The 26,225-nt window shown below is 61.6% G+C and carries 21 protein-coding genes; 11 read left to right on the top strand and 10 right to left on the bottom strand.

The window, feature by feature from the left end; genetic code table 11:
• Positions 1-37 precede the first annotated feature (37 nt).
• Both ISN39_RS09585 and ISN39_RS09580 read right to left on the bottom strand, forming a co-directional pair.
• A complete protein-coding gene (locus tag ISN39_RS09585) occupies positions 38-2,020 on the bottom strand; it encodes a CHASE2 domain-containing protein (protein WP_194729887.1) in 1,983 nt (660 codons plus the stop codon).
• Positions 2,020-5,778: a FecR domain-containing protein gene (locus tag ISN39_RS09580; protein ID WP_246763314.1), complete on the bottom strand. Its 3,759-nt coding sequence runs from the start codon at positions 5,776-5,778 to the stop codon at positions 2,020-2,022. The genes ISN39_RS09585 and ISN39_RS09580 overlap by 1 nt, the downstream gene beginning before the upstream one ends.
• 138 nt (positions 5,779-5,916) lie before the next feature.
• Here ISN39_RS09580 and ISN39_RS09575 point away from each other — a divergent pair, with 138 nt between their 5' ends.
• On the top strand, positions 5,917-6,456 hold the full coding sequence (locus ISN39_RS09575; RefSeq protein ID WP_074068568.1) for a Pycsar system effector family protein: 540 nt from the start codon (positions 5,917-5,919) through the stop codon (positions 6,454-6,456).
• Between the two features lie 518 nt (positions 6,457-6,974).
• Here the strand turns inward: ISN39_RS09575 and ISN39_RS09570 are convergent.
• Together ISN39_RS09570 and ISN39_RS09565 are read right to left on the bottom strand one after the other, a co-directional pair.
• On the bottom strand, positions 6,975-7,667 hold the full coding sequence (locus ISN39_RS09570) for a substrate-binding domain-containing protein (RefSeq protein ID WP_194729885.1): 693 nt from the start codon (positions 7,665-7,667) through the stop codon (positions 6,975-6,977).
• A gap of 450 nt (positions 7,668-8,117) precedes the next feature.
• Complete coding sequence (locus ISN39_RS09565; protein WP_194729884.1) at positions 8,118-8,477, bottom strand: VOC family protein; 360 nt, start codon at positions 8,475-8,477, stop codon at positions 8,118-8,120.
• A 340-nt stretch (positions 8,478-8,817) separates the two neighbouring features.
• Here ISN39_RS09565 and dusA point away from each other — a divergent pair, with 340 nt between their 5' ends.
• The gene (gene dusA, locus ISN39_RS09560; protein WP_074068563.1) at positions 8,818-9,858 is read left to right on the top strand and encodes a tRNA dihydrouridine(20/20a) synthase DusA; all 1,041 of its coding nucleotides are present in this window, start codon (positions 8,818-8,820) and stop codon (positions 9,856-9,858) included.
• Between the two features lie 64 nt (positions 9,859-9,922).
• On the opposite strand, the gene ISN39_RS09555 is transcribed toward dusA, so the two are convergent.
• Positions 9,923-10,135 (bottom strand): cold-shock protein, encoded by a 213-nt coding sequence (locus ISN39_RS09555; RefSeq protein ID WP_018900054.1) that lies wholly within the window; start codon positions 10,133-10,135, stop codon positions 9,923-9,925.
• A 762-nt stretch (positions 10,136-10,897) separates the two neighbouring features.
• Between ISN39_RS09555 and ISN39_RS09550 the strand changes: the two genes are divergently transcribed.
• A complete protein-coding gene (locus ISN39_RS09550) occupies positions 10,898-11,503 on the top strand; it encodes a J domain-containing protein (protein ID WP_028739613.1) in 606 nt (201 codons plus the stop codon).
• A 294-nt stretch (positions 11,504-11,797) separates the two neighbouring features.
• On the opposite strand, the gene uvrB is transcribed toward ISN39_RS09550, so the two are convergent.
• The 3 genes from uvrB to ISN39_RS09535 form a co-directional block, all read right to left on the bottom strand.
• A complete protein-coding gene (gene uvrB / locus ISN39_RS09545) occupies positions 11,798-14,872 on the bottom strand; it encodes an excinuclease ABC subunit UvrB (protein ID WP_194729883.1) in 3,075 nt (1,024 codons plus the stop codon).
• Between the two features lie 62 nt (positions 14,873-14,934).
• On the bottom strand, positions 14,935-15,855 hold the full coding sequence (locus ISN39_RS09540) for an RNA-guided endonuclease TnpB family protein (protein WP_194729882.1): 921 nt from the start codon (positions 15,853-15,855) through the stop codon (positions 14,935-14,937).
• Positions 15,852-16,181 carry a helix-turn-helix domain-containing protein gene (locus ISN39_RS09535; protein WP_194729881.1) on the bottom strand — a complete coding sequence of 110 codons (330 nt, stop codon included), beginning with the start codon at positions 16,179-16,181 and terminating at the stop codon, positions 15,852-15,854. Before ISN39_RS09535 ends, ISN39_RS09540 begins: the two co-directional genes overlap by 4 nt.
• 36 nt (positions 16,182-16,217) lie before the next feature.
• Here ISN39_RS09535 and tnpA point away from each other — a divergent pair, with 36 nt between their 5' ends.
• From tnpA to ISN39_RS09520, 3 genes are all read left to right on the top strand, one after another.
• The gene (tnpA, locus tag ISN39_RS09530; RefSeq protein WP_281438310.1) at positions 16,218-16,676 is read left to right on the top strand and encodes an IS200/IS605 family transposase; all 459 of its coding nucleotides are present in this window, start codon (positions 16,218-16,220) and stop codon (positions 16,674-16,676) included.
• A gap of 184 nt (positions 16,677-16,860) precedes the next feature.
• On the top strand, positions 16,861-17,520 hold the full coding sequence (locus ISN39_RS09525) for a dihydrofolate reductase family protein (RefSeq protein WP_194729880.1): 660 nt from the start codon (positions 16,861-16,863) through the stop codon (positions 17,518-17,520).
• A 187-nt stretch (positions 17,521-17,707) separates the two neighbouring features.
• The gene (locus tag ISN39_RS09520) at positions 17,708-18,958 is read left to right on the top strand and encodes an MFS transporter (protein ID WP_194729879.1); all 1,251 of its coding nucleotides are present in this window, start codon (positions 17,708-17,710) and stop codon (positions 18,956-18,958) included.
• A 95-nt stretch (positions 18,959-19,053) separates the two neighbouring features.
• Here the strand turns inward: ISN39_RS09520 and ISN39_RS09515 are convergent, their stop codons facing one another.
• Positions 19,054-19,212, bottom strand: coding sequence for a hypothetical protein (locus ISN39_RS09515; RefSeq protein ID WP_194729878.1), 159 nt, complete (start codon positions 19,210-19,212; stop codon positions 19,054-19,056).
• Between the two features lie 214 nt (positions 19,213-19,426).
• Here ISN39_RS09515 and ISN39_RS09510 point away from each other — a divergent pair, with 214 nt between their 5' ends.
• The 4 genes from ISN39_RS09510 (at position 19,427) to ISN39_RS09495 (ending at position 23,119) form a co-directional block, all read left to right on the top strand.
• Positions 19,427-19,810: a YciI family protein gene (locus ISN39_RS09510; RefSeq protein ID WP_194729877.1), complete on the top strand. Its 384-nt coding sequence runs from the start codon at positions 19,427-19,429 to the stop codon at positions 19,808-19,810.
• Positions 19,811-19,952: 142 nt separating this feature from the next.
• Positions 19,953-20,306 carry a DMT family protein gene (locus ISN39_RS09505; protein ID WP_022715110.1) on the top strand — a complete coding sequence of 118 codons (354 nt, stop codon included), beginning with the start codon at positions 19,953-19,955 and terminating at the stop codon, positions 20,304-20,306.
• A 110-nt stretch (positions 20,307-20,416) separates the two neighbouring features.
• A complete protein-coding gene (locus ISN39_RS09500) occupies positions 20,417-21,937 on the top strand; it encodes a DUF1800 domain-containing protein (protein WP_194729876.1) in 1,521 nt (506 codons plus the stop codon).
• Between the two features lie 9 nt (positions 21,938-21,946).
• The gene (locus tag ISN39_RS09495) at positions 21,947-23,119 is read left to right on the top strand and encodes a DUF1501 domain-containing protein (protein WP_194729875.1); all 1,173 of its coding nucleotides are present in this window, start codon (positions 21,947-21,949) and stop codon (positions 23,117-23,119) included.
• A gap of 181 nt (positions 23,120-23,300) precedes the next feature.
• Here ISN39_RS09495 and ISN39_RS09490 read toward each other — a convergent pair whose 3' ends face one another.
• On the bottom strand, positions 23,301-25,307 hold the full coding sequence (locus ISN39_RS09490; protein WP_194730140.1) for an ABC transporter ATP-binding protein/permease: 2,007 nt from the start codon (positions 25,305-25,307) through the stop codon (positions 23,301-23,303).
• 453 nt (positions 25,308-25,760) lie between these two features.
• Between ISN39_RS09490 and ISN39_RS09485 the strand changes: the two genes are divergently transcribed.
• Positions 25,761-26,087, top strand: coding sequence for a GYD domain-containing protein (locus ISN39_RS09485; protein WP_074068548.1), 327 nt, complete (start codon positions 25,761-25,763; stop codon positions 26,085-26,087).
• Positions 26,088-26,225: the final 138 nt, after the last annotated feature.

Genomic DNA, 26,225 nt, shown 5'->3' with positions numbered 1-26,225 from the left:
ACGGAAAATCGCAAGCGGGGAAAGCGCAACGGGACGATTATCCTTCCGTGCCCGAGACATCGCTGCGAACGATCGCATAATAGGCCGCAAGTTCGGGGATCACCTGCGGCAGCGTCTGGAATACGGGATCGTCCGGCGAAAGCTTGCCGGCATATTTCATTTCCACGAAGGCCTGGTGCGCCGCCAGCGCCGCGGCATCCGCGTGATGCAGCACCGTGAAAACCGGGGTGGGGAGCGTCTTGCCTTTGACGAGGACACGGTCGAGCTCGGCGACCGTATAGGTGCCCGCCACAAGCTTCGCAGTCTGCTCGCCGAGAAGCAGAGCGACGCCATAATTCTTCGAGGCTCCCTCCAGGCGCGAGGCGAGATTGACCGCGTCCCCGAGACAGGAATAGTCGAAACGCCTGTTCGAGCCCATGTTGCCCACAACGCACTCGCCGGTATTGATGCCGACGCCCATTTTCAGCGCATGCAGCGGCGTTCCGTTTATCCTGGCCTCTTTCTCGAGCTGCCTGTTCAGGCTCGCGATCGCTTCCTGCATCGCGAGCGAGGCGGCAACAGCATGTAGCGCATGATCCGCATCGTCGAGCGGCGCGTTCCAGAACGCCATGATGCAGTCGCCCATAAATTTGTCGATCGTCCCGCCGTGATCCATCACGACATCGGAAAGAGGCGTCAGCAGGCGGTTGATGAGGCCGGTGAGCTGCTCCGGATCGTCCTTCAGCGTTTCGGCAATCGTCGTGAAGCCCCGCACGTCCGAAAACAGGACCGAGAGCGTCCGCCGCTCGCCGCCGAGCTTCAGCTGTGATGGATCCTCGGAAAGCCGTTTGACAAGATCGGGCGATATATATTGTGAGAAGGCGAGGGTGACCTGCTTCTTCTTGCGCCGCTCTTCGGCAAAATCGAATGCCGCCTGTCCGAAGGCGACGGACACATAAGCCACGACCGGCCCCAGCGGCGAGACGAACAGATTGCCGAAGCGGATGCCGGCATAGCTCAGCGCCGCCGCCACGCCGATGAAGACAACCGTGGCGGCGAATGTCCGCCAGCCCGTGGATTTCCAGACGGTCGCAGCAGCGAGAATGGCGGCAATCAGGATGGCGAAGGCAACCACTGGAAGGCGCGCCAGCTCGATCGAATAGCGGTGCACGATATTGTCGTAGATCGTCGCCTGGATTTCTACGCCGGCGACCAGTCTGCCCGTATGGACCGTGTAAGGCGTCGCAAACGCATCGGCACCGCCTTTGTCGATTTCCGGCGCATTCTGCAGGCTGAGCCCGACGAACACCACGCGGTCCTTGAAGAAATCCTTCGGCAGAAAGTTCTCTGGGTCCAGCGCCTGATAATAGGAAACCGTCGGATAACTGCGTGATGGTCCGAAGGACTGAATCAGCGCGTTGGCGGGCAGGCGGCCCGGTGCTTTTCCGGCTGCCTGAGCAAGGGTTATGGCAAAGCCGTCCTGATAGGACGGGATGTTGCGGAAGACGCCGTCGCCGCCGAGATCGATCGAGGCAATGCCGGTTCTCGCGCCGGCTTCTGTCAGTTGCGGCATCGGCGTGGCGCGGATCAACTGGTCGGCCTGCGGCGTCTGGATCAGCGTCTCGTCGCCGGCAAGCACAATGTCCGGCCCGACGGCCGCCGTTATTGCCGCATCGTCCTCTCGCGAAGACTGTTCGGCCATGATGATATCGAGGCCGATCGCCTTGGCGCCCGCCGCGCGCAGCTGCCGGATCAGCCGGGCATGCAGGCTGCGCGGCCAGGGCCATTGCTCATTCATCTCCGCCAGTGACGGCTCGTCGATCGCCACGATCACCGGCGCATCCGCAGGCGGTAGCGGGTCGTCGACCGTGGAGAGATAATCGAAGCTCCGCAGTTCCAGCAGCGACCAGGCGGGGAGGCGCGACAGCAGCGAGATGGCGATGAGCGTGATCAGCACTAGCACCCCCAACCGTACCGGCCGGCTGCTGAACGGCCAGCCGGGTTGGTGTACTCTATGCCCGGGTCCGACCTCCCCAGTCATCAGAAGCGCGCTTTGAGGGTGGCCTTGAAGGCGCGGCCCCAGCCTGGAACACGCGGAGCAACTTCGAAATCCTCATCGAGAAGATTGTAGGCGGCGGCTTCGAGTGCGAAACGCTTATCGAACGGCTCCCAGATAAGATTTGCGTCCAAGGTCCAGTAATCGTCGAGCTTTGTGCCAATGTCATCGCCATCACGCTCGCCGATATAGTTGGCAGCGATGGTTGCCTTGACCTTTGCCTCGTTAACCCAGGTCAAGGCGATCTGGCCGGAGTTTTCCGGGACATAGGGCAGTGAACCGCCGAAATTCGCGCTCGTCTCGTCCTTATTCTTCGAGTCCATGTAGGCATAAGTCGCCGACAGTCCGAATCCATAGGCGACGGCGACATTTGCGGTCACACTTGCGCGATCGAGGCTTCCTCTCGAAAGCGGAAGGCTGTCAACAAGCGGAAGTGCAGTCAGGGGAAAGCCGACCGAGAAATCGTGTAGCTCCTGATGTTGATATTCGACCGTGGTAAAGAAGCGATCGGTCCATTCGGCGTCCCACTGGAATGCGGCGGTATCGCTATAACCGTCCGTGCCGATTGCGAATTGGTTGGGCTGCAGACCCAGAATACCGATTGGCGCGAGCGTCGGCGAGCCGGTCTCGACGCTCTGACGCATGAAAGCAGCGCGCAGCCAATGATCGTCGAAAGGTGCCCAGGCAAAGCCGATGCGCGGCTCAAGACGGCTTACGTCGACGTTTCCGCCATTCATGTAAGTCCCGAAAAGGGCATATTCGCCTTTCAGATTCGGCGTAATCTCATGGATTACGTCAACATATGCGCGGCCAAGATCAAGCCGGCTGCTCACTTCATTCGGACCATTGACAACACCGGGGATAGACAGCGGGAGCGGCGGAAGCGGAGTGATTGCAAAGAGCTCAGAATAGTCGCTTGCGCTGGCATCGATCCAGCCACCCTCTATACCATATCGCCAGGTCAGGTCATCGTCACCGATGCTGTGGCTGAGGGCAGCAATATATGTCTTTGCGGTCGCTTCTTGACGGGTGCGCCCAAACGGAACGAGGTCTGGATCGGTGAAGCCGAACATCGGGGCCTGGTCAAATTCTAGGTAGTTTGTGGTCTTGGACTTCACTTCCGAATAGAGCAGGGCGGCATTCAACACGTTCCTGTACCCGAATGTGTGACTCCAGCCGATGCCTGCATTCGTGCTCGTGACCGTATTTCTCTGCTCGCGATATAAAGGCAATACGCTCGGCGCAAGCGGAACACCGAAAATAGGGATGAAAAACTCATTATTCAGCCGCGTCGAGGCGGCCGTATCCTCGGTTAGCGCATTCAGCCGAAGGTCATTTTTCGCAGTATTCAAATAAGCGACAATATGATCGTCCGGCGTTAAACTTGCTGTCAGGTATCCGTTGCCGTCGAGAATCTTGTTTTCGGTCGAGAAGCCGCCGTAATCGTCATAGCTGCCCTCATTCGCAATCTCTTCCCAGCGGAGATTTCCGTAAAAACTCAGCGGGATCGTCTCATTGCTAAAACCCTGGATTTCAGCTTCCCCGGTGCGCCGAATATGGCCATCTATATTCGTGATGCCTCCGCCAACCGATCCTTCGATAAATGGAATATTCAGGAAATTGGCTGAGCGTGATCGCCCTGCAAGCATATGAGGGTCGAGCAGGAGGCCCTGGAAGAGCGACGAGAAGCTTGAGGCGTTTGTCTGGTAGTTGACAACACTGTCCCCAAAGAGAATTGCATTGCTGAAGGGGTCTACGCTGCCTTTGATCGCCTGGTCCGTATAGCCGCTGCCTTCGAAGGGATCGAAGACGGCGTCGCCGTAATAGCGTCCCCATGCATCCAGGCCCTGCAGGCGGAAGGCGTTGTTGAGGGTCGAGCCCGCGTCCTCGCTGGCGCCGAGTGAGCCGTAGTCGCCGCCGCGCGCCCTTGAGCGGCGCAGGAACTCCTGCGCGTTGCGGATCGCGCCATCGGCGTCGTAATCGTCGATTGCGAGCGCTGTTCGGAATGAGGAAACAACCGGATCGTTCTTGTCCAGCCGGTCGGAATTGTCGAGCGCCTGGTTGGAAGGATCGCGGTCACCTTTTTCGTAGTGGGCGGCGGCCAGCATGAGCTGCGACTGCGAATGAGCCGGATTTGCCGTGGAGGCGGCGAGAAGATCGTCCAGCGCCTTATCTCTTTCGCCCATTTGAAGATAGTACCGGCCGCGGGCAAGCAGCGCTATATCGAACGCTGGATCGGCCGCGAGCGCCGCGTCGATTTCGCGCTTTGCCTCCTTCATCCGCGACTGGTCGAGGTAAAGAATGGAAAGGTTGGCGTGGGCGATCGGATCGGCGGGATCGAGTTCGATCGCCTTCTTGAAGGCCTCTTGCGCCTCACGATGGGCGTCACGCGCAATATAGAGCAGGCCGAGGTCGTTCCAGGCCGAGGCCGAGCCCGGCATTTCCTTGATAGCCTGCTGGAGGTCGGCAAGCGCGCCGTTCATGTCGCTCTCGTAACCTGCACGGTATTTGGCACGCGCCTCAAGCGCGTTCGGATCGGTCGGGTCGATAGCAAGCGACCGGTCGATCGCCTCCTTCATCTGCATCCGATCATCGATCAGCAACGAGAGCAGCGCACGCAGCGCCGGAAGGGTCGAGTCGCTCGGATGTTGCTTTTCGGCGCCCTTGATCACTTCGATCGCTGCCGGAATGTCTTCGAGGAAGCCCGCAGTGTATGCCCTCATCACTTCGGCATATCGCCCCGTTGTTCTTGCAGGCTGATTTTCTACGCGATTGGGATTGAGAAGGGAGCGGGCGTAATAGGCACCATAGGCAGCCACGCCGCGGCGTTCTGAGTCGAGGCGGGGTTGGGCCCTGGCAAACAGACGGGCTGAGTCCGTATAGCGTTTTTCAGCGCCTGCAATGAGTGCCTCGATCATGTCAGCCCGAGCGCTTTGGCTTGAGGAGAGGCCAAGAGCGCGCGCCCTGGCAAGCGACTGCAAGGCGGCAGCGCGGCCGTCGATCGTCAGCTGCACTTCGGCGAGCGTCAGCCAGTCTTCCGCCGTCCGGCTCTGCGGCGGCTTGTTATTGATGCGAAGGCGTTCGCTGCGCATTTTCTGCACGGTCAGCGGCGAGGCGGGCATGAAGGTGAAGCCGCTGCGCAGCGTCAGGTAGAACAGCATCTGCTCGCGGTCGTCCGGCGCAACGATGACGAGCTTGCGCGGCGCCTGGCCGATGGTGGCGACGGCCGCTTCGCCCTGCGCAACCTCGACGCTGCCGTGCTCGTTCTTCAGCTCCACGCGGCCTTCCAGCACGATCAGCGAGGTCTGGTCGCCCTTGACCGTCAGCGTCCAGTCGGTGCCTCGGATGGCGGCTGCCGCGGCCGGTGTCTGAACGGTCAGGCCCGATCCGCCGCGCTGGGCGCGGGCCCACATCGTGCCGGATTGGAGGTTGAGGATCGTATCGCCCGCCGGCGCCATCTGTTTGACCTGCAGCGACGAATTCCGGCCGAGGCGTACCTGCGTGCGGTCCGCGAATAGGACCGCGAGCTGGCCGGTGGCATTGGTACGCAGCACGTCACCGCCCAGCAGCTCCTGGTGCAGGTCGACATTTTGCCAGTTCGACAGGTCGACGAAGCGGACTTCCTCGCCGACCTTGCGGTCGATGACGGAGCCTGCGGCCGGTGCCGCGCGCTGTACGGGTTCAGCGGCTGCCGGCCGCGCAAGACAGCACGCCGCCACGCTCAACGCCGTAACGGCGGACATGGAACTGATGAATCTACCCCTCATGTCTAAAGCGTTTGTCTATATGAAGTTGAAAAGTCAAGATGCGCTGCATCCGCGCTATTGCTTTGGCTGTGAAGTGTAATATCACGGAAACACTTTTGGGCTGGAGTTGAGAACGTGACGGATTTTGAAAGTGCGGCAGAGCTTATGAGGAGTGGGCCTTCGACGGAGGATATCGGTGCAGAGTATTTTGATCACATAAAGAAAATCAACGATATCTTTTACGACCAGATCAAGATTTCTGACCAGAAAGCCGCGTATATCTTTACTTTTATGCTCGCCTTTTTGGTAAGTTCAAGCGATGTACGCAGCGTATTTACCTTGGAGCGCTATGTGAACGGTTATCAGCAAAGCATGCTTTTCTCGGGATTGCTTGCCGCGGCCTCGGTCTTTTCAATCATATCGGCCATCCTCGTAGTTCTGCCGCGCCACGTGAACAAGTCGACCTCCCTGTTCTGGGGCTCCTGGGGCAAGCACCGCCATCGCTTCTGGGATGCGGCGCAGCGCCGGGACGAGGTCTATCTTTTCAACGAGTACCTGAACAATGCCGATATTCTCTCGGCCATCGCGCGTGGAAAGTACCGCTGCGTGACCTTTGCCTTCCGTGGGCTGATGGTGACCGTCATCGCCTACGTGCTCCTGCTCATTGCGGCTTGAGCGATGCAGCTGCGACGCAAGCTGGCCTTGGACCTATTTCTTCGCTATGAGCCCTCGTACCGCGCGAGCTAAGCGCACCATGCTCCGGTTCGGAGCAGCGGGGCGACAGCGAAAAGGCGGTAAGATCTCTGTGGCGGACGGCAAGTGGCACCCAATGGCCCCCGTGTTCGCCGTTGCGCCGATGATCGACTAGACTGGGAGCGACATGGCGGCGGAAGCCCACGGCTCCATAAGATCAAATTAGGCAGCTCTGGCAATTCGCCGGAGCATCATAAAAACCCGTTGCCTGAGAGATCCTTGAACCGGTCTTCACAGTGGACATCATACGTCTCAATATTTCACGCAGCCTGATCGTGAGGCGCTTTACGCGACTTGTCCATACGCGACGCACCTGGCGGATGGGCAGTGGGCGCTGATCGCGCCGATGCTTCCAAAAGCCGAGCCCGGGGGGCGGCGGCGTTTACTTCCTGCGTGCCGGTTTCTGCCGCACGACCTGCCACCGTGTTATCAAGCGCGCTTTAGCGGCGCTCGACGCCCATTGCCACCAAGATGTCATCAACGGCTGTCGACATCAGAAATTCCGACAGCTGCTTGGCAGCTTCTGCGTCCGTTGAATCGGCGCTAATTCCAATGGCGAAGTCAACGTAACTTTGGAGTTCTGCCGGAAACCGACCGACAAGTATGACCTGGGGAGCGGCTGCAAGAATCGAAGTCACGGGAACGACCGCCAGCTCGGCTTCCCCACGGCCTACGGCCGACGCTGTCTGCCCTCCTGGTACGGCCACCAGCTTGGGCTTTACCTCATCCGCTATTCCCAAGCGTTCCAGCAAACCGGAGAAGTAGCCACCGCTGGTTCCTTCACTGGCGTAGGCGATTGATCTGGCGCTCTTCAACGCATGTTCGAATGCTCCTACGGACCCAATGTTGAGCGGTCGACTGCCTGCCTTGGCCGCCACCCCCATTGCTATCCGGCCGAACGCTACCTGGCTTCCCGCCTTGACTTTTCCCAAGGCGGTCAGATCCTGAACCAGGTTCGGATTGATGATGACGAGGTCAAAAGGTTCCCCAGCTTCAATCTGCTTCTTTACCGTCGGATTGAGTTCCCACTTGACCGCAACTGTCAATCCTGTGGCCGTTTCGAACTGGGATATGAGAGCGAGGACGGCGGGTCGGACCGCAATAGCGCCAAAAAGCCGGATTTCCTGATTCATGGCCTAACCTGAAATCGGTCGAAACGATCTTCCTTACAATGCGTATCCAGCCCGCGTTCCACGGCTGCGCGCCAATCTATGTTCAGCGTCCATCGTGTCGGCCTCCGAAACAAACCGACACCCAATGAATCCATACCAGAGTCATGCTGAGAATGCACTTCTCAAGCACGCTCAAAGAGAGGGGAAAGGCGAGCCCAAGCCGCAATTGGCGGTGCATTCGATCTAACCTTGACCGGCGGCCACCCAGCATTCAGTACCGAACGCAGTTGCAGATGATTTCTCGAACTTCATGATCTCTTGTCATTGGCCTCGACCGCAATGGCGACCGCATCGAGTGCCGAGTTCCGTCCGTGCCGCGCCAGCAGCGAGGGCACTAGCAGATCGCAGTTCCGGCGAGCCTCGATCTTTCGGCCGGCAAGATCGCGCGCAATGAGCCAGCCTTCATCGCGGTCATGCGAGCGGATAGGGCCGCGAGGGCGGCGTCGCTAGCGTGAGCAGGTTGCCGTCAGGATCACGCACCTGCGCCAGCGTCGAGTAGTCGCCCTCAATGTCGTCCCCGAGCACGATCCCCACGCCCTGCAGCCTGCGGCGCTCGGCCGCGACATCGTCGACGACAAGGAACATCACGCCCCTGCCGGCGATCTCGTCGTCGGTTGAAAGCGCTAACCCGCCCTGATTAAAGAGCTCCCACTGCACCAGCGTGTCCATTGGCCGATAATCCGGTCCACGACCGAGCAGCTTCGTATACCAGCCTTCGGCCGCCGCAAGGTCTGCGGTGAGCAATGCGGTGTAGATCTTCTGCAGGTTCATTTGTTCTTCTCCGGGCCAAACTCGGCGTGAAACGCTGGCCGACCAGCAAGGTTGCCGTGACATCGGGAGCGAAGCGGGCGGCCGCCCCGTTTCAGTCAATGAGAAAGCGTGACGTATAGTGTCAAAGAACGGCCGAAAAAGCGAGCTGCTTTGAATGCAGACGCGGGCAACTATTCGTTAGTTCGGCTTCAAAAAAGCGGCCCTGTATCAGCGCAGGCTCGGGTTGATAGTGATGGCTACCGGCGGCATTAGAGTGCTACAAAACCTCCTGCAAGTGCTACGCCGTAGCATTGGCATGTCAAAACGGGCGCAAAAGGCAGAAAACGAGATCGAACGAGACATGACGGAACTCACCAGAAGGCCTGTAACACAAGGAAAATCCCACTATTCCAATGGCCTTGTGCTCGCGGTTGCACCCATGATCGACTGGACCGATCGCCATTGCCGGTATTTCCACCGGCAGATCAGCCGGAATGCTTTGCTCTATACCGAAATGGTCGTGGCGGACGCGATCATTCACGGGCCGCGGGAGAGGCTGCTGTCGTTTGATAGCGACGAGCATCCGGTGGCGCTGCAGCTCGGCGGATCGGATCCGGTGAAACTTGCCGAGGCGCTGCGGATCGCCGGGCCCTACGGCTACGACGAGATCAACCTCAATGTCGGCTGTCCTTCGGACCGGGTGCAGTCGGGAACCTTCGGGGCCTGCCTGATGCTGACGCCGGAGGTGGTGGCGGATTGCGTTAAGGCCATGAAGGCAGTCTCCAAGGTACCGGTCACGGTAAAGTGCCGGATCGGCGTGGACGAGCAGGAGCCGGAAGAGGCACTGCCGGAACTGTTGGCGCGGGTGCTGGACGCAGGCGCCGATGCCGTGTGGATCCATGCGCGCAAGGCCTGGCTCAAAGGGCTGAGCCCGAAGGAGAACCGCGAGATCCCGCCGCTCGACTACGGCATCGTCTACCGTATGAAGGAGCGGTGGCCGGAGGTCTTTATCGGTATCAACGGCGGCATCCAGACGCTGGACGAGGCAGCGGCGCATCTGGAGCATGTCGACGGCGTGATGCTGGGGCGGGCGGCCTATCAGAATGCGGGGATCCTGGCGGATCTCGATCACCGCTTCTTCGGCGCGCCGGCGGCCAAGCCGGACTGGGACGGGCTGCGCGACCGCATGATGGCCTATGCCCTGCGGCATACCGAAAGCGGCGGGCGGCTGCAGCATGTGGCGCGGCATATGGTCGGGCTCTTCACCGGGCTGCCAGGCGCCAGGCGCTACCGGCAGATTCTGTCGAGCGATGCGGCAAAGGCAGGCGCCGGGCCGGAGGTGATCGCGGCGGCGTTTGCGGCGGTGGATTTTTCCGGTGCCAAGGAGGCGCTGAGCGCCTGAGGCCCAAAGCAAAAACGGCGCCCGGGAGGCGCCGTTCTCATTCCTGCCGTGGCAGAAGCTAAAATCAGTTGGCCGAGATGTTGACGGCCTTCGGGCCCTTGCCCATGCGGTCCGGCTCGGTGTCGAAAGTGACCTGCTGGCCTTCGCGCAGCGACTGGATGCCGGATGCCTGGAGAGCGGAGATGTGGACGAATACGTCCTTTGCACCGCCGTCAGGAGTGATGAAACCAAAACCCTTGTCCTGGTTGAAGAATTTTACGACGCCTTTGGTGGCCATGTGGGATAGTCCTTTTCCCTTAGTCTGTCTGGTATCCGCGCCCCCGAGAGGAAGCGGACGGCTTTAGCTTTCGTCCCGTTAGACCGGAACGAAGGGTCAGTCGGAGAAGTCACGTACGGGGAAAGAACGTCTACGCAGGCGGGGGTTACCCGCGCCGCCTTCCGTAACGGAAGGCTTTACCACATCTGTCCAGTCACCGGCATGCTAATGCCCGAGTGCTGCAATTGGTGACAGCATTTCGGGAAAAAAGCAAGCGGCAATATTGTGGCATGCGCTGATGCAAGCCCGGAAACGCCAAAGATTCAAACACTTGACGAAATGTTACCTTTCAAAGTGCGGCCTGTGTCATTTTCGGATTCCGTACCGGAACGGGACCGTGCCACCCTTCCTCTGCAGCGATATCGACCGCCGCCTTGCACCCTGCGGTTCCGTACCCGCCGCCATCTGCCGCGCGCCTCATTCCCTGTGTTTTTCAGAGCAATCCAACCACGGCGCGTCGGCGCCATGCCGACGCCGTGTCCTCCCGCGCCATGGACATGGCGCCGCTGGATCCCTGTGACAAGCATAGGGATGAGGGATGGCCGCCGAAATTGGCTCATCGAAGCGCTCGTGCGCCCCAGTGAATTCACATGCCGCTCCACAATTTCGTCCCGACTGGACCCGAATATGGCGGGCGCGGGTGCTTCGGGCTTGATGCCGGAGGGCCGAGGGGGTAGGTCACGGGTGTGGGGACAGGTGAATGCTAAAGGACAGGTGGGCGGTTTGATCGATCCCTATATTTTGCTTGGACTTGACCGCGACGCCGGCGAGCAGGCGATCCGCAGCGCCTGGCGCAAGGCCGCCAAGACCGCGCATCCCGACTCGGGCGGCGATGCGGAGCATTTCGGCCGGTTGCAGACCGCCTACGAACTCTTGAAGGACCCGGTGCGCCGCCGCGTCTACGACGACACTGGCTACGATCCGCAGCTTGCCGACCCCAAGGACCTCGAAGGCGTGCTGATGCTGGAAAAGCTCGTCAACGACGTCATCCTCGACGAGCGTGAGCCCGGCAGCTTCGACGCGGTGGCGGCCATGCGCAGAAAACTCTCCGACGACATCGTCAAGAACCGCTTCCACATCCTGGAGCTGGAGCGCCACCGCAACCGCGTGCGCCAGCACATCGACCGCCTCGGCCGTCGCCCGGAAACCGACGTGCTCGGCTCCATGCTGCGCGCCCGCAGCCAGTCGATCACCGACGCCATCCGCAAGGCGGAAGGCCAGATCGAGGCGATCGAGCATGCCTATCAGATGCTCGAGGGGTATTCCTATGAGGTGGAAATGGTGGCGATGGTGACCGTAACGGAGCGGCGGGGGGAGGCTGCGGAGTAGGGGCGCTCCACAGCTCTCGGTCATCCTCGAGCTTGACCCGAGGATCCATGCTAACGCCCAATTCTGGATATCGATCCTCGCAGGCGCATCGCAGGCATGAGGATACGGATCATATGCGCGCATTATGGACCGTCGGTCGGAAGCTGCTTTCGCATGTCGTGATCGACAACGACTTCCGACAAGGTGCTGCACATCGATCAGTGGCTTGGCTGAAGGGTGCATAGAAAAAGGGTCATTCACCGCGCCGACGCCCGGTGGCTGGATCCCGGACCGAACCCGGGATGGGGAGGAAGTTCAGTGGCCCGGACGCCCGGTCTTGCCCTTCGTCCGGCCCTTGCGCTTCTGATCCGCAGGGTCCTCGTAGGAGCCGGCGCCCGTTTTGCCGCGGACGAGGGGGCGGGGGTCGTCACTGGATCCTCGGGTCAAGCCCGAGGATGACGGAGAGGAGGGCGCGTCGGCGCGTTCCGGCTGGCCTTCTTCCAGCGGTGAGAAGGGCTTCGTGCTCTTCGCGGCATCCGGCTTTATCGGCAGCTTGCCGGTGACCGGTTTTTCGGTGCGGCCGACGGTCATTTCGTCGAGGGTGTTTTTGCGGAAAAGGGGCTTCCTCACGGGTTCGGCGATGTCGCGGCCCATTTCATCCAGATCGGGCTTGCGGAAGAGCGGTATTGCGGTGTCGGTGCCGGGTCCCATGTCGTCGAGGCTGGGTTTGGCGAAGGAGGAGGTTCCACGCCCGCCCTCGTGGTCCGAGACGGTCCTTTGAGCCTCCTCACCATGAGGGCTTCTGCTGGCGCCAGTTGCGGCACGGCTTGCTCCACCCCCATGCTGAGGCGCGGAGCTCGAAGACCGGAGCCTCGAAGCATCCTTACGTCCGCCCTCCATCGCTCTTGACTCCTCGCGGGCCATCGGGTCGTCCATGACCGCCAGCTCGGCGGCCTTGAGGCGCTTGATTTCATCGCGGAGGCGGGCGGCTTTTTCGAAATCGAGGTCGGCGGCAGCGTCGCGCATCTGTTTTTCCAGCGCGTTGAGATGTGCAGCCAAGTTGTTGCCGACGAGGTTGCCGCCGTCGGCAAAACCCTTGCCGGAGACGCCGGAGATGTCGGCGCGGACGTGGTCGCGTTCGTAGACCGAATCGAGGATATCGGAGATGCGGGCCTTCACCGATTCCGGGGTGATGCCGTGTTCCTCGTTGTAGACCACCTGCTTTTCGCGGCGGCGGCTGGTTTCCTCCATGGCGCGCTTCATCGAGCCGGTGACGGTGTCGGCATAGAGGATGACCTTGCCGTCGACGTTGCGCGCGGCGCGGCCGATCGTCTGGATCAGCGAGGTTTCGGAGCGCAGGAATCCCTCCTTGTCGGCGTCGAGGATGGCGACGAAGCCGCATTCGGGGATATCGAGGCCCTCGCGCAAAAGGTTGATGCCGACCAGCACGTCGAAGGCGCCGAGGCGCAGGTCGCGGATGATCTCGATGCGCTCAAGCGTGTCGATGTCGGAATGCATGTAGCGGACACGCACGCCCTGCTCATGCAGGTATTCGGTGAGGTCCTCGGCCATGCGCTTGGTGAGTACTGTGACGAGGGTGCGGTAGCCCTTGGCGGCAGTCTCGCGGATTTCGCCGAGCACGTCGTCGACCTGGGAGCGGGCGGAGCGGACTTCCACCGGCGGGTCGATGAGGCCGGTCGGGCGGATGACCTGTTCGGCGAAGACGCCGTCGGCCTGCTCCATCTCCCAGCTGCCCGGTGTGGCGGAGACAGCGACGGTGTCCGGGCGCATCGCATCCCATTCCTCGAAGCGCAGCGGGCGGTTGTCCATGCAGGACGGCAGGCGGAAGCCGTATTCGGCGAGCGTCGCCTTGCGGCGGAAGTCGCCGCGGTACATGCCGCCGATCTGCGGCACGGTGACGTGGCTCTCGTCGATGAAGAGCAGGGCGTTGTCAGGGATGTATTCGAAGAGGGTGGGCGGCGGCTCGCCGGGGGCGCGGCCGGTCAGGTAGCGCGAATAGTTCTCGATGCCGGCGCAGGAGCCGGTGGCCTCCAGCATCTCGATGTCGTAGCGGGTGCGCTGCTCCAGGCGCTGGGCCTCCAGCAGGCGGCCGGCCTTTTCCAGCTCGGCGAGGCGGAGCCTCAGCTCCTCCTTGATCGCCTTGATGGCGCCGTTGAGGGTGGGGCGTGGTGTGACATAGTGCGAATTGGCGTAGATCTTGACCGATTTCAGGTCGCCGGTCTTCTGGCCGGTCAGCGGGTCGAACTCGGTGATGGCGTCGATCTCGTCGCCGAACATGCTTATGCGCCAGGCGGCATCTTCGAGGTGCGCCGGGAAGAGCTCGATCGTGTCGCCCCGGACGCGGAACGAGCCGCGCTGGAAATCCATGTCGCGGCGCTTGTATTGCTGGGCGACGAGATCGGCGAGCAGCTGGCGCTGGTCGAGACGGTCGCCAACCGACATCTGGAAGGTCATGGCGGTGTAGGTCTCGACCGAGCCGATACCGTAGATGCAGGAGACGGAGGCGACGATGATGCAGTCGTCGCGCTCCAGCAGCGAGCGTGTCGCCGAGTGGCGCATGCGGTCGATCTGCTCGTTGATCGAGGATTCCTTCTCGATATAGGTGTCGGAGCGCGGGACGTAGGCCTCCGGCTGGTAATAGTCGTAGTAGGAGACGAAATATTCGACGGCGTTGTCCGGGAAGAAGTTCTTGAACTCGGAATAGAGCTGGGCGGCGAGCGTCTTGTTCGGCGCCAGGATGACGGCGGGGCGCTGTGTCGCCTCGATCACCTTGGCCATGGTGAAGGTCTTGCCCGAGCCGGTGACGCCGAGCAACACCTGCGAGCGATCGCCGTTTACCAGGCCCTCGACGAGGTCCTTGATGGCGGCCGGCTGGTCGCCGGCGGGCTGGTAGTCCGAAGCCATGCGGATGGTGATCCCGCCTTCGGATTTCTCCGGCCGGGCCGGACGGTGCGGCGTCCAGATCTTGCCGTTCTTGTGCAGCGGATTGCCGGACTCGATGAGCGCCGAAAGCGCTTCGACCGTGGCCGTGACGGCGGTGCCGGCCGAAAGCTGCGAGGCCTCCTCCAGTGTCGTATCCATGCCGGAGACCGGATTGAGGCCGGCGGCGGCGCGAGTCTTCGGATCGGTCGAACCGCCCATCGAGGTGCCGCGCGCCGATTTCGAGGCGGCGATCTCCACCTTCTTGCGGTGCTTGCCGGCCTTGGAGGCTAACTCGCGCTGCGTCTCGACGCTCGACGCCTCGGCATCGGCCTCGAGCTGCTTCACCCAGTCGGCGACGGAGCCCTCCAATGGAGCGCCTTCAATGGACGACTGCTGGGCTTCCTCGAAGCCATTCGGGGCGGGGGATTTCTTCGTCGATTTGGCCATGCGCGGAATATGGAGAGAGTCAGCGCTAAAGGGAAGAGGCAAAGAGTACAAAAGGGAAACGATTAACATCTCCCCCCGCTTGAGAGCGGGGGATTTCCGAGGGGGCGCGAAGCTCCGCCGATGGTTATCGCTTCAACGGAGAGCGGCTGCCCTTCCTCCACGATCATAGACGCCGTGTTCCGACGCAGGATGTTGATTGCAGCATTGTGGTCGGCATGGGCGCGCAAGCCGCATTGGCAACAGCGGAAAGACGCTTGGCTTTCGCGGCTTTCCCTGTCCACGGCTGCGCAGGCCGAACAGGTCTGCGAGGTGTGGCGGGGATCGACCTTGCACAGGTATCCGCCCCGTTCTTCGAGCTTGTAGGCCAACACGGTTTCAAAGCCGTGCCAGCCTTGTTCGAGGATCGCCCGGTTCAGGCCCGCCTTCTGGCAGACGTTGGTTCCGGGCGCGTCCACGGTTCCCCTGGCGCTGCGCGTCATGTTGCGCGTGGCGAGGTCTTCCAGCACGACCGTTGCGAAGCGACGGGCGATATCAAGACTGGCCTTGTGCCGCCAATCCTGCCGGATGCGGGCAGCACGGGCCTGCAAGGCGGCAACGCGGCGGCGGGCCTTCGCGTGGCGACGCGACCCGCGCTTGCGCCGCGCCAGAACGCGCTGCCCGGCGCTTCCTGGCTCGATCTCCGCAAGGCCGGCAGGCATCCACCAATGCTCCCCGGTCGAAAGCGTCAGCGTGTTCGCCACGCCCCGGTCGATCCCCACGGCGGGCAAATCGTTTTGCGGGACGGCATGGTCGATTTCGCAGGCGAAGGCGATGTGCCAGCCGTTCGCCGCCAGGCTCACCGTCACATTCATGGTCTTGCCACGCAGGAGCCGCGTGTCGCGGAACTTCACCCAGCCGATCTTGGGAAGGCGCGCGGCGGACCACTTGCCGTTCAGGCGCTTGACCTCGATCTCCCGCCCCTGAAAGCGGAAGGCGCCGTTCACGCCCTTCTTGCGGGCCGCGAGGGATATCCTGCGCGCCCCGCGAAGAAGTTGGCATACGCCTTATCCAGATCGCGCAGGGCCTGCTGCTGGGGCGTCACATGCACGGCGGCAATCCAGTCGAACGCGGCCCGCAGTGCGGTCAATTCCCGCGCCTGGGCGATGTCGTTCAAGCGGTTCCCGGTCTGCCGCCGGTAATGCCGCCACCAGTCCCTGCGCTGCTCCAGCGCCAGATTATAGACCAGCCGCACAACACCCGCGAACTGCCGCAACAGGACTTCCTGTTCGGCGGTCGGAGCGAGCTTGTAGCGGAAAGCGCGGTGGATCATGTTACGATTCTATCAATTGCTCCAAGGAGCGCAACCGTGGATCGCACCGGCAGGCATGTCGTCTACATGCTCCATGGTCATTTGGTCTTTGTCACGAAATACCGCCGTGACGTTCTGTCAGAACCGGCAATCCGCCACCTGCGGCGCATCGTCGCCAAGCTGTGTCGCGACTTCGAGGCCGAATTGATCGAATGCGACGGCGAGGACGATCATGTTCCCCTGCGGGTGCATGACCCTCCGAAGATCGCCCTGTCGAAGCTGGTCAACAGCCGCAACGGCGTATCCAGCCGACGTCTGCGCGAGAGCCGCCGGGAAATCACCGGGCGCTACCACAAGGGCGTTTTGTGGTCGCCGTCCTCCTTTGCGGCAAGCTGTGGCGGCGCACCGCTCTCGGTGATCGCCGAATATGTCAAATCCCAGCGGGAAGCGGCCCAAGGCCGCTCTCGCGTTCCTCCCCGGCCTGAACGCCGGGGTATCCCGCGAGGTTCACGGTGAATCGTTCGGATTTGGTGAATAGTGCCGATCAATTTTTTCCCGGGCCATTTTTTCCCGGCCGTTGTCGGCGCGGACAACTGCCCCACGTCCTTGGCATGTAACGGGGGCATGTAACGGGGGCATCTAACGGGGGCATGTAACGGGGGCATCTAACGGGCCACTGGCGCCACTAAGGAACGCAGATATGAGAAAGATCATCACCGGTGCATTTGTCAGTCTCGACGGCGTCATGCAGGCCCCGGGCGGCCCAGATGAAGATCCCGTCGGGGGCTTCAAGTACGGCGGCTGGGTTGCCCCTTATTTCGACGCGGCGATGGGAAAGGCCGTGGGCGAGATGTTCGCACGGCCGTTCGATCTTCTGCTCGGCCGTAAGACATACGATATTTTCGCCGCGCATTGGCCCTATGTCGCTGCCGACGACCCGATCGGCCCGCTGTTCGACCGAATCACCAAATATGTCGCGACCCGCAATCCGGACTTCATGCTCAGCTGGCAGAACAGCCGGGTGCTCGGGGCCGACGTGGTCGGCGCACTCAGGACGCTGAAAAGCGGGGAGGGGCCGGATCTTCTGACACAGGGCTCGACCGACTTTCTGCAGACCCTGTTCAGAAACGACCTGGTCGATGAAATCAATGTCTTCTTCTTTCCGGTCGTGCTCGGGAAGGGCAAGAAATTGTTCGGCGACGGTGCCTTTGCGGGCGCGCTGAAACTCGTCGGATCGAAGGTCTCCGGATCCGGCGTCACGATCAACAAATACGTCCGCGACGGCGACGTCGTCACCGGCTCATTCGAATTCGAACAGCCGACCGCGGCGGAGCTTGAGCGGCGCAGGAACCTGAGCTGAGGCGAACGGGCACGGCCGGCCGGGCCGGTGCTTTGTGGCGGTCAAACTGTCGCAGGCACGGAACAAGGGCAGGAGTGCTGCCGTTGTCCGGCGTTGCCATCCGGCAACCCCGGTTCCGGGCCAACCTCTCTTCGACGGCATCCGGACATTGCCCGCCTCGCCGCCGCTTTCGGACGGAGGAAGCATAATGTCCGCATTGGAAAGCCTACGGGCGCTCAGCCAGCAGCAGCGCAACACCGTCATTGCCAGCTATCTCGGCTGGACGCTCGATGCCTTCGATTTCTTCATTCTCGTTTTCGTTCTCAAGCATATCGCCGAGGAGTTCCACACCGACGTCCCGGCTGTTTCGGTGGCGATCTTCCTGACGCTTGCGATGCGGGCGGTGGGCGCGCTGATTTTCGGGCTTGCGGCCGACAGGTTCGGGCGGCGCGTGACGCTGATGGCCGACGTGCTGCTCTATTCGCTGTTCGAATTCCTGACCGGATTCTCGACGGGCCTGACCATGTTCCTCGTGCTGCGCGGATTCTACGGCATCGCCATGGGCGGGGAATGGGGCGTAGGCGCCTCGCTGGTCATGGAGACCGTGCCGGAGGAGAGCCGCGGTATCGTCTCCGGCATCCTGCAGGCGGGCTATCCCTCCGGCTATCTCGTCGCCTCGATCGTCTTCTTCCTGCTCTTTCCGGTGATCGGTTGGCGCGGCATGTTCTTCGTCGGCGCGCTGCCGGCGCTTCTCGTGCTCTATATCCGCCGCAATGTCACCGAAAGCCCGGTCTTCCTGAAGCGGCAGGCGGAGGGACGGCGGCCGTTCCTCACCATCCTCAGGGAAAACATTCCGCTGTTCGTCTGGTCGGTGCTGCTGATGACGGCATTCAACTTTTTGAGCCACGGCACGCAGGACATCTACCCGACCTTCCTGGAAACGCAGCGCAACTACGACAGCTACACGACCGGCGCAATCGCCATCGTCTACAATATCGGCGCGATCTGCGGCGGGCTGTTCTTCGGCCAGCTATCGCAGCGGATCGGACGGAAGCGGGCGATCGTCATCGCCGCGCTGCTTGCCGTGCCCGTTGCGCCGATCTGGGTCCATGCGCCGGGGCCGGTGCTGCTCGCCGTCGGCGCCTTCGTGATGCAGTTCTTCGTGCAGGGCGCCTGGGGCATCGTGCCGGTGCATCTCAACGAGCTGTCGCCCGACGAGGTGCGCGGCACCTTCCCGGGTTTCGCCTACCAGCTCGGCAACCTGCTTGCCTCCGGCAACGCCACGATGCAGGCGGGGCTCGCGGCGCGCTGGAACGGCGACTATGCGACGGCGCTGCTGATCGTCGCCAGCGCGGTGGCGGTAGCCGTCGCGCTTCTTTCCGGCTTCGGCTACGAGAAGAAGAACGTGCGTTTCGGCACGGAGGAGGCCGAAACGCCGCAGGGCGTTTTGCACAGCTGAACGGCGAGGGACCTGGCGCGATGTGCGCCGGGTTCCTCATCGTCTTGCCATGGGCCCCTCTTAACCGCCCGACGCTAATGTTTTTCGCGCGGAGATCAGCTATTGCGTCCCGCCGCGAGGGTTTGATGGCTTCCACTGACAATTTCGCTTTTCTGCTGCCGGTCATGATGCTGACGTTCGGCTGCACGTTCCTGCTCGTCGCCCGGCTCGAATCGAGCGAAGCGCACCACAGCATCGGTCGAAAATCTGGTCATTGTCTTATGATCTATTGTTGGGTGGCTTGCGATAGGACGGGTTTTTGGCCACAGGACCGCAGTATTTGAATCGGGCGAACTTGCTCGCCAGGTATCCGTCCTATGTAATCAACGCATGCATTCAGTTTCTGGCTTCAGTCGAATCCGCTTGGACTGTGAGGATTTTGTGCGATGACGTTCGAGTGGCGGAAAATGACACAAGGAGAGACATTCCATGCTTTACGCCATCCTGGCCTATCACGAAGAGAAAGTGGTCGAATCCTGGACCAAAGAGGAGGATGCAGCGCTGATGAGCGAACTGCTCCAGGTCAATGATCGCCTCGTCGAGGAGAAGCATTTGGGACCGGCTGCGCGGCTTGGCCCGACGGCGCGCGCCGTGACCTTGCGGGGGACGGGTGCCGGCATGATCACCGACGGCCCCTTTGCTGAAACCAAGGAGCAATTGCTCGGCTTCTACGTCGTGGATTATCCAACGCTTGAGGCAGCCGTCGCCGCAGCGCGCGACCTGCGCCGCGCCAATCCCTCCGCGGTCTATGAAATCCGGCCGATCTCGCTTTATCTCCCTGGTGCGCCACTGGCATCGGAGGACGAGGGTTAGCGCCCGAGCTGTCGGCGGTGGCATTCGCACCGCTATACCGGCGTCTTCGGTGGAGAGGGCTGCGGCATGTCGCCATGGCCCCTTGAGCCATGGCTATTTGGAGATACAAGCTGGCGCAAGTTTTCTCCCATCGGATTCGCCCATGTATTTTTCGCTAAGCCCCGCCGCCATCTGGCCTGTCGTCATGCTTTTCGCCTCCAACATCTTCATGACCTTTGCCTGGTACGGGCACCTGAAGCACAAGGGCAGTGCGATCGCCCTTGCCATCGTCGCGAGTTGGGGGATTGCCTTCTTCGAATACTGCCTGGCGGTGCCAGCGAACCGTATCGGCTCGGCGGTCTATACGACGGCGCAGTTGAAGACGATGCAGGAGGTGATCACGCTGATGGTCTTCTCCGGTTTTTCGGTTTTCTGGCTTGGCGAGAACCTGACCTGGAATCACGCCATCGGCTTTGCGCTGATCGCCGTCGGCGCCTCCTTCATCTTCCGCGCATGAACGCTACCTTTCTAATGGATTACAAATAGTCCATGTGGGGAAATCTACCGAATTGCTGACGCATTTGGCTGGGAGGCTGTCACCATTCAGTGATCAGGAGGTGACCGGTCATGAGCCTCTCTTTCCAGACGATGGCGGCGATCCGGTTCGGCTATGGATTCCGGCCGGGCGAGGCGCCGCCGCAGAACAAGGATCAACTGCTTGGTCAGGTGAAGGACGCCGCACTGCGCGCGCCGTCTTTTCCGGCCGGCGGCATCGATGGACGCCATCAGCAGATTGTCGATCTGCAGGTCCGGCTCCGGGAGCTGCGCCAGAGCGGCAGCGACGATGAGTTGCGCCGGAAAAGGCGCAAAGCGATCCAGAAGCAGGAGCAGGGGTTCCAGCGCGACGCCGACGCGCGGCTCATGCAGGCCGTGCTTTCGCCGAACGGATTCTACGAGCGGCTTGCGACCTTCTGGACCAATCATTTCTCGACGAGCGCGAACAAAAGCCTGCCGATGCGGATGATCGTGCCGCTTTACGAGGCGGAGGCGATCCGGCCCAGTATCGGCGGATCGTTCCGCGACCTGCTGCGGGTCGCGACGGAGCATCCGGCGATGCTCATCTATCTCGATCAGGCGCAATCGCAGGGGCCGGAATCGGCCCGCGGCATGAAGCAGAAGAAGGGTCTCAACGAGAACCTCGGCCGCGAACTGCTGGAACTGCATACGCTGGGTGCGGGCAGTGGCTACACGCAGGCCGACGTGCGCGCCGCGGCGATGGTGCTGACCGGGCTGACGATCGATCGCGAGGAGATGGACGCGGCTTTCCGTCCCGGCATTTCGGAGCCCGGCAGACATACGGTTCTCGGTGTCAGCTATGGCGGCGCGAAACGGTCGCGGAAAGACTATCTGGCGCTGCTTGACGATCTCGCTGTCCATCCGAAGACGGCGCAGCATATCAGCCGCAAGCTCGCGGCTCACTTCATCTCCGATCAGCCGCCGGAGGAGATGGTGACGGCGATGGCGGATGTCTGGAAACGGACGGACGGCGACCTGACGGCCGTTTATGGCGCAATGCTCGACCATCCCGCAGCGTGGCGCGCCGAGGGCGCGAAGGCGCGCCAGCCGTTCGACTATGTAGTGACGGGCTTGCGGGCGCTGAACGCCGGCAGCGGCAACGGTATTGCTGGCGACTTCATGAAGGCCGATCAGGAAGACGACGACGATGTGATGGCGCCGCCGAAGGACATGGCGGGACAGGACAATGCCATGGGCGGCGATGCGGGCGCAATGGCGCCCGATCCTGTCAATGAAGCCAAGTCCAAGCGGCGCAAGGCTTTCCAGACGGAGCGGGCGCTGGGGCAGGGTGCGCTTCGCCGTATGGGCCAGCCGACCTGGCTGCCGCCGAGCCCCGCAGGCTTCGAGGAGAATTTCTCCGCCTGGATAACGGCGAGCCAGCTTGCCGAGCGGCTTGCCTGGGCGCGGCGCGCTTGCGCCCAGTTCGGCAAGGACGAGGATCCGCGCGAATTCCTAAGGTCGACGCTTGCCGATGCGGCGCGCGACGAGACGATCCGCGTGGTTTCGCAGGCGCCGAGCAAGATCAGCGGCCTGACGCTGGTTCTTGCTTCCCCCGAATTCAACCGCCGATAGGAGCTGGTCATGACCGAGATTACGCTTTCCCGCCGCGGCTTTCTCGCTTCCGCCTGTTGCCTTGCTGCCGTTCCGATCTTCACGCCGGTCACCTTCGCCGCCATGCCCGGCGACAACCGCTTCGTAACCATCGTGCTGCGCGGCGCGATGGACGGCCTCGACCTCGTGCAGCCCTACGGCGACGCAGCTTTTGCGGCGCTGAGGCCGACGTTGGCGCTGACGCCGGACAAGGGGCTTCTCGACCTCGACGGGCATTTCGGGCTCAATCCGGCGGCGGCCGACCTGATGCCGCTCTGGAAGAGAAGGGAGCTTGCCTTCGTGCATGCGGTTTCGACGCCCTATCGCGACCAGCGCAGCCATTTCGACGGGCAGGACATGCTGGAATCGGGCGGCGAACATGTGGCCGAGGAGAAGACCGGCTGGCTGAACCGGGCGCTTTCGGTGATCCCGCGCTCGGATGCCCGCAAGGCGATCGACGTGAATACCTCGACGGAGCTGATCCTTTCGGGCCCGAACAATGTCGACGTCTGGGCCTCGGATTCCAATCTCGGAACGGCGAAGGACGAGATGCAGTTCCTGATGCGGCTCTATGCCGGCGATCCGGCCTTTGCCAAGGCGATGGAAGAGGCGACGCGCGCGAACAATGCGGCGATGATCACCGAGCCGGACGGCAAGCGCGGCGAGAAGATCGCCGACGTTGCGACGCTCGCCGGCAATATGCTGAAGGGCGACTACCGCATCGCGAGCTTCTCGATCACCGGCTGGGATACGCATGTGGCACAGACTGGGCAGTTCAAACGGCCGGTAGAGGATCTGTCACAGGCGATCAATACACTGAAAGCGACGCTCGGTCCGGAGGTCTGGTCGAAGACCGTGGTGCTGGCGATGACGGAATTTGGCCGCACCGTGCGTCAGAACGGCTCCGGCGGCACCGACCACGGCACCGGCGGCTGCGCGGTGCTGGCGGGCGGGGCGATCCATGGCGGACGCATTCTCGGTAAATGGCCCGGCATTGGCGCCGGCCAACTGCTCGACGACCGCGACCTGATGCCGACGGCCGACGTGCGCGAGATTGCCGCCGCGATGCTCTACCGGCAGTTCGACGTGACGGCCGGGGACCTGACGGGCAAGATTTTCCCCGGATTGAGCTTCGACAAGGGCTCGCAGTTTTTGAAGGCGTGATGAAGGCCGTGCGTTAGGTTGTTAGGAGTCCTTAGCTCCTGCCGGGGTTTGTTGCTGCAATCGATGCCCACGGAGGTATGCCTATTGCCTTCGCTCATGCCTGTGCTTGTCACCGGCATCCAGCCCGCCCCGGCATTGAGCGCAGGGAGGCTCTCTTTGCGCCAACAAAGGAAGGCGGACTTCAATTTCTATTCTGGGGCAGCGCCGCGTTACTCGAGGTCGTGCGTCCTTTCGGTGGGGAGCGCCGGTTCTCCAAAAGGCGCAACAGCAAGTTCCGTTTTCTCTTGCGCTGGACAAGATCAATATCACTGACAAGCTTTGCGCCGCCCTCGCGCCGCTCCAATGTGATCTTGCGGCTATGGAAGGCTTCGAGCTCAGCTCGATGCGCTACGCTTATGATGGTGACCTTCGGCAATTCATAAATCAACATCTCCATCATCTTGTCCTGACTCTTCTCATCGAGTGCTGACGTTGCTTCATCCAACACGATGATATCGGGAGTGTGTAGCAGGAGACGCGCAAAGGCGAGCCGCTGCTTTTCGCCACCCGACAACGTCTGGTCCCATGGCGCGTCCTCCTCGATCTTGTCGTTCAGATAATCAAGTCCCACCTTCTCGAGGGCCGCCTTGATCTCATCCAGCGTCCAGCTATCGGCGGCGCGGGGATAGGCGACCGCACGGCGAAGCGTCCCGGAAGGGATATAGGGCCGTTGCGGTAACATGAACAGTCGTCTGTCGGCGTGGAAATTGACGCTGCCGTCACCCCACGGCCAAAGACCTGCGATGGCCCGCACGAGCGTGCTCTTGCCTGAACCGGATTCTCCGGCTACGAGCACCCGCTCGCCGGGTTCGATCGCGACCTGGGTTTCCTTGACCACTGCAGTGCCGTCGTCAAGCGACACGGAGAGATCGTTCAGGCTGAGCATCGTATCGCCTTCAGTTTCACCGCGCTTGATGCGTCCCAAGGCGTTGCTCTGTTCCGCGCGCTCGAGCCCGTCGAGCGACATCATCAGCGAAGCGATGCGGCGTGCACAGGCGTTCCAATCGGCGAGACGGGGGTAGTTGTCGACCAGCCATCCGAACGCGCTTTGAACGATGGCGAAGGCAGAGGCAGCCTGCATCACCTGTCCAAGGGTCATGCTGCCTTCGAGAAACTTTGGAGCGCAAAGCAAAACCGGCACGACTGGCGCAAACAAGCTCGATCCCTGCGACACAAGCGCTGTGCGCATGTGTTGGCGCGCAAGGAGCGCCCATTGCCTGAGCACCTTGGCGAACGTCTTCTCGACGTCGTTACGCTCCTCCTCTTCACCGCCGAGCAATGCGATACTCTCGCCGTTTTCCCGTACATGCGTCAGCGTGTAGCGAAATTCGGCTTCCGCCTGATTTTTGACCTCAGAGACGTGGACGAAATGGCGGCCGATGACCGCCATCGAGCTCGATGTGATCGCGGCATAGAGTACCGCGGTGATGACAAGGAAGCCAGGAACAGTGACGGTCGAACCTGCGATTGTCAGACTGAGGGCTCCGCCGATGGTCCAAAGCACCACGATGAAGGTCGAGGCAGACAGAAATGCGGAAATGACACCCGCGATGAAATCGACGGGTGATTCGGTGGCAATCCGCAAATCTTCCGCGACGCGCGCTTCGGGGTTTTTGTGGTCGCCGCCGATGAGGTTCAACTGATAGTAACGGCCGTTTGCGAGCCAGCGCGCGATGACTGCGGTAGTGAGCCAGCAACGCCAGCGGCGCTGAATCGTCATACGAAGGGCGACTTGTGCAACGACAAGGACGACGGTTCCGAGCACCAGTGGCAGGAATACGGCGCTCAGAAAATATACGGTGCGGGCATTGTGTTGCTCTATGGCGTCAAAAATTGCGCGGTTCCAGACATTGATTCCATACTGGAAGCCGACATTGATGCCGATCAGGGTCAATAGCCCGATTGAGCACGGCCAAGCGAGGCTGTCGCCGCCGCGGCCCCAGTAACCGCGCGCGCTGATCCAGAAGCGCGTTAGCAAATATCTCTTGCGCGCCTGCTCGGCCTCCTCAGGGGTCAACTCTGTATCGGGTTCGATGACATTTGGGGGCGGCGCGACCTCCACAGTCGATGCCTTCTCTTGGCGCGACGTCTCGGCACCGTGCGGGTTGGTGCCGTCGACCGATTTCGGATTGAATTTAGCGTCGGTCATACGCACGACAACGGCGTAAAAATCAAAAGGTTTCATGATGCCAGTGTCGAACATGGCATCGGAGGGCGTGTCGAGAAAATGAGGCGGTCGCCGCTCGAACTCACAAGGCACCGGGACGCCACGCCACATTGCGCATTCTCCAAGTCGGCATCGTGGATGCTGAGAAGGGGAGGCTCGGGCCCAACGACCACGCCCGGCAAGACAACTGCAAGAACTTGAGCCCTTTCTTCGGCTGCCATCCGGTAGTCGGGTACCGCTCCTCCCGTAGTTATGACGTCCTCAATGAATGTAAGGCGGCTTCCCGCGACATCCTGCCCCTCGCTCTCGCGACACGTGCCATACTTTGCCTCTTTGCGAACCAAACAGGCAGGGAGGCCTGTTCCGCACATTGGAAATGACTGGCGTTCTCCCCGGCTTGAGCGTTAACTGTTGTTCTGACGGAGGAGGTAAACCATGGCCATGTATCTCACGCGCTTCAGCTACACGCCCGAAACGTGGGCGCGCATGATCGAAAACCCCGAGGATCGCCGAGAGGCGGCACGTACTTATATCGAATCCGTGGGCGGAAAGCTCCATGGGTTCTGGTACGCCTTTGGCGAGCATGATGGTTGGAATCTGTGGGAGGCGCCTGATAACGTATCGATGGCGGCTGTCGCGCTTGCTATCGGCGCAGGAGGCGCGCTCAGCTCTGTTGAGACCACTGTCCTCCTCAGCGTCGAGGATACGATCGAAGCCTTGGAAAAGGCGAAGTCGATTCGATATCGTCCCCCGGCAGCGTAGGCGGCGGCCCAATGCTTCCCATCCATGTTGAAGACGAGTGCTTCGCGCCTGTCTCGTCCCCGGCGCAATCTCTGTGAATTGCGCCGGAGGCAATAAGGGTCCGCAATGGGGCCGGAAGCAGACAAGACGTTTCGCCTC

Origin of the sequence: Rhizobium sp. 007, from assembly GCF_015353075.1 — a bacterium.
Classification (GTDB): domain Bacteria; phylum Pseudomonadota; class Alphaproteobacteria; order Rhizobiales; family Rhizobiaceae; genus Rhizobium.
This window is presented reverse-complemented; position numbering and strand designations above follow the sequence as displayed.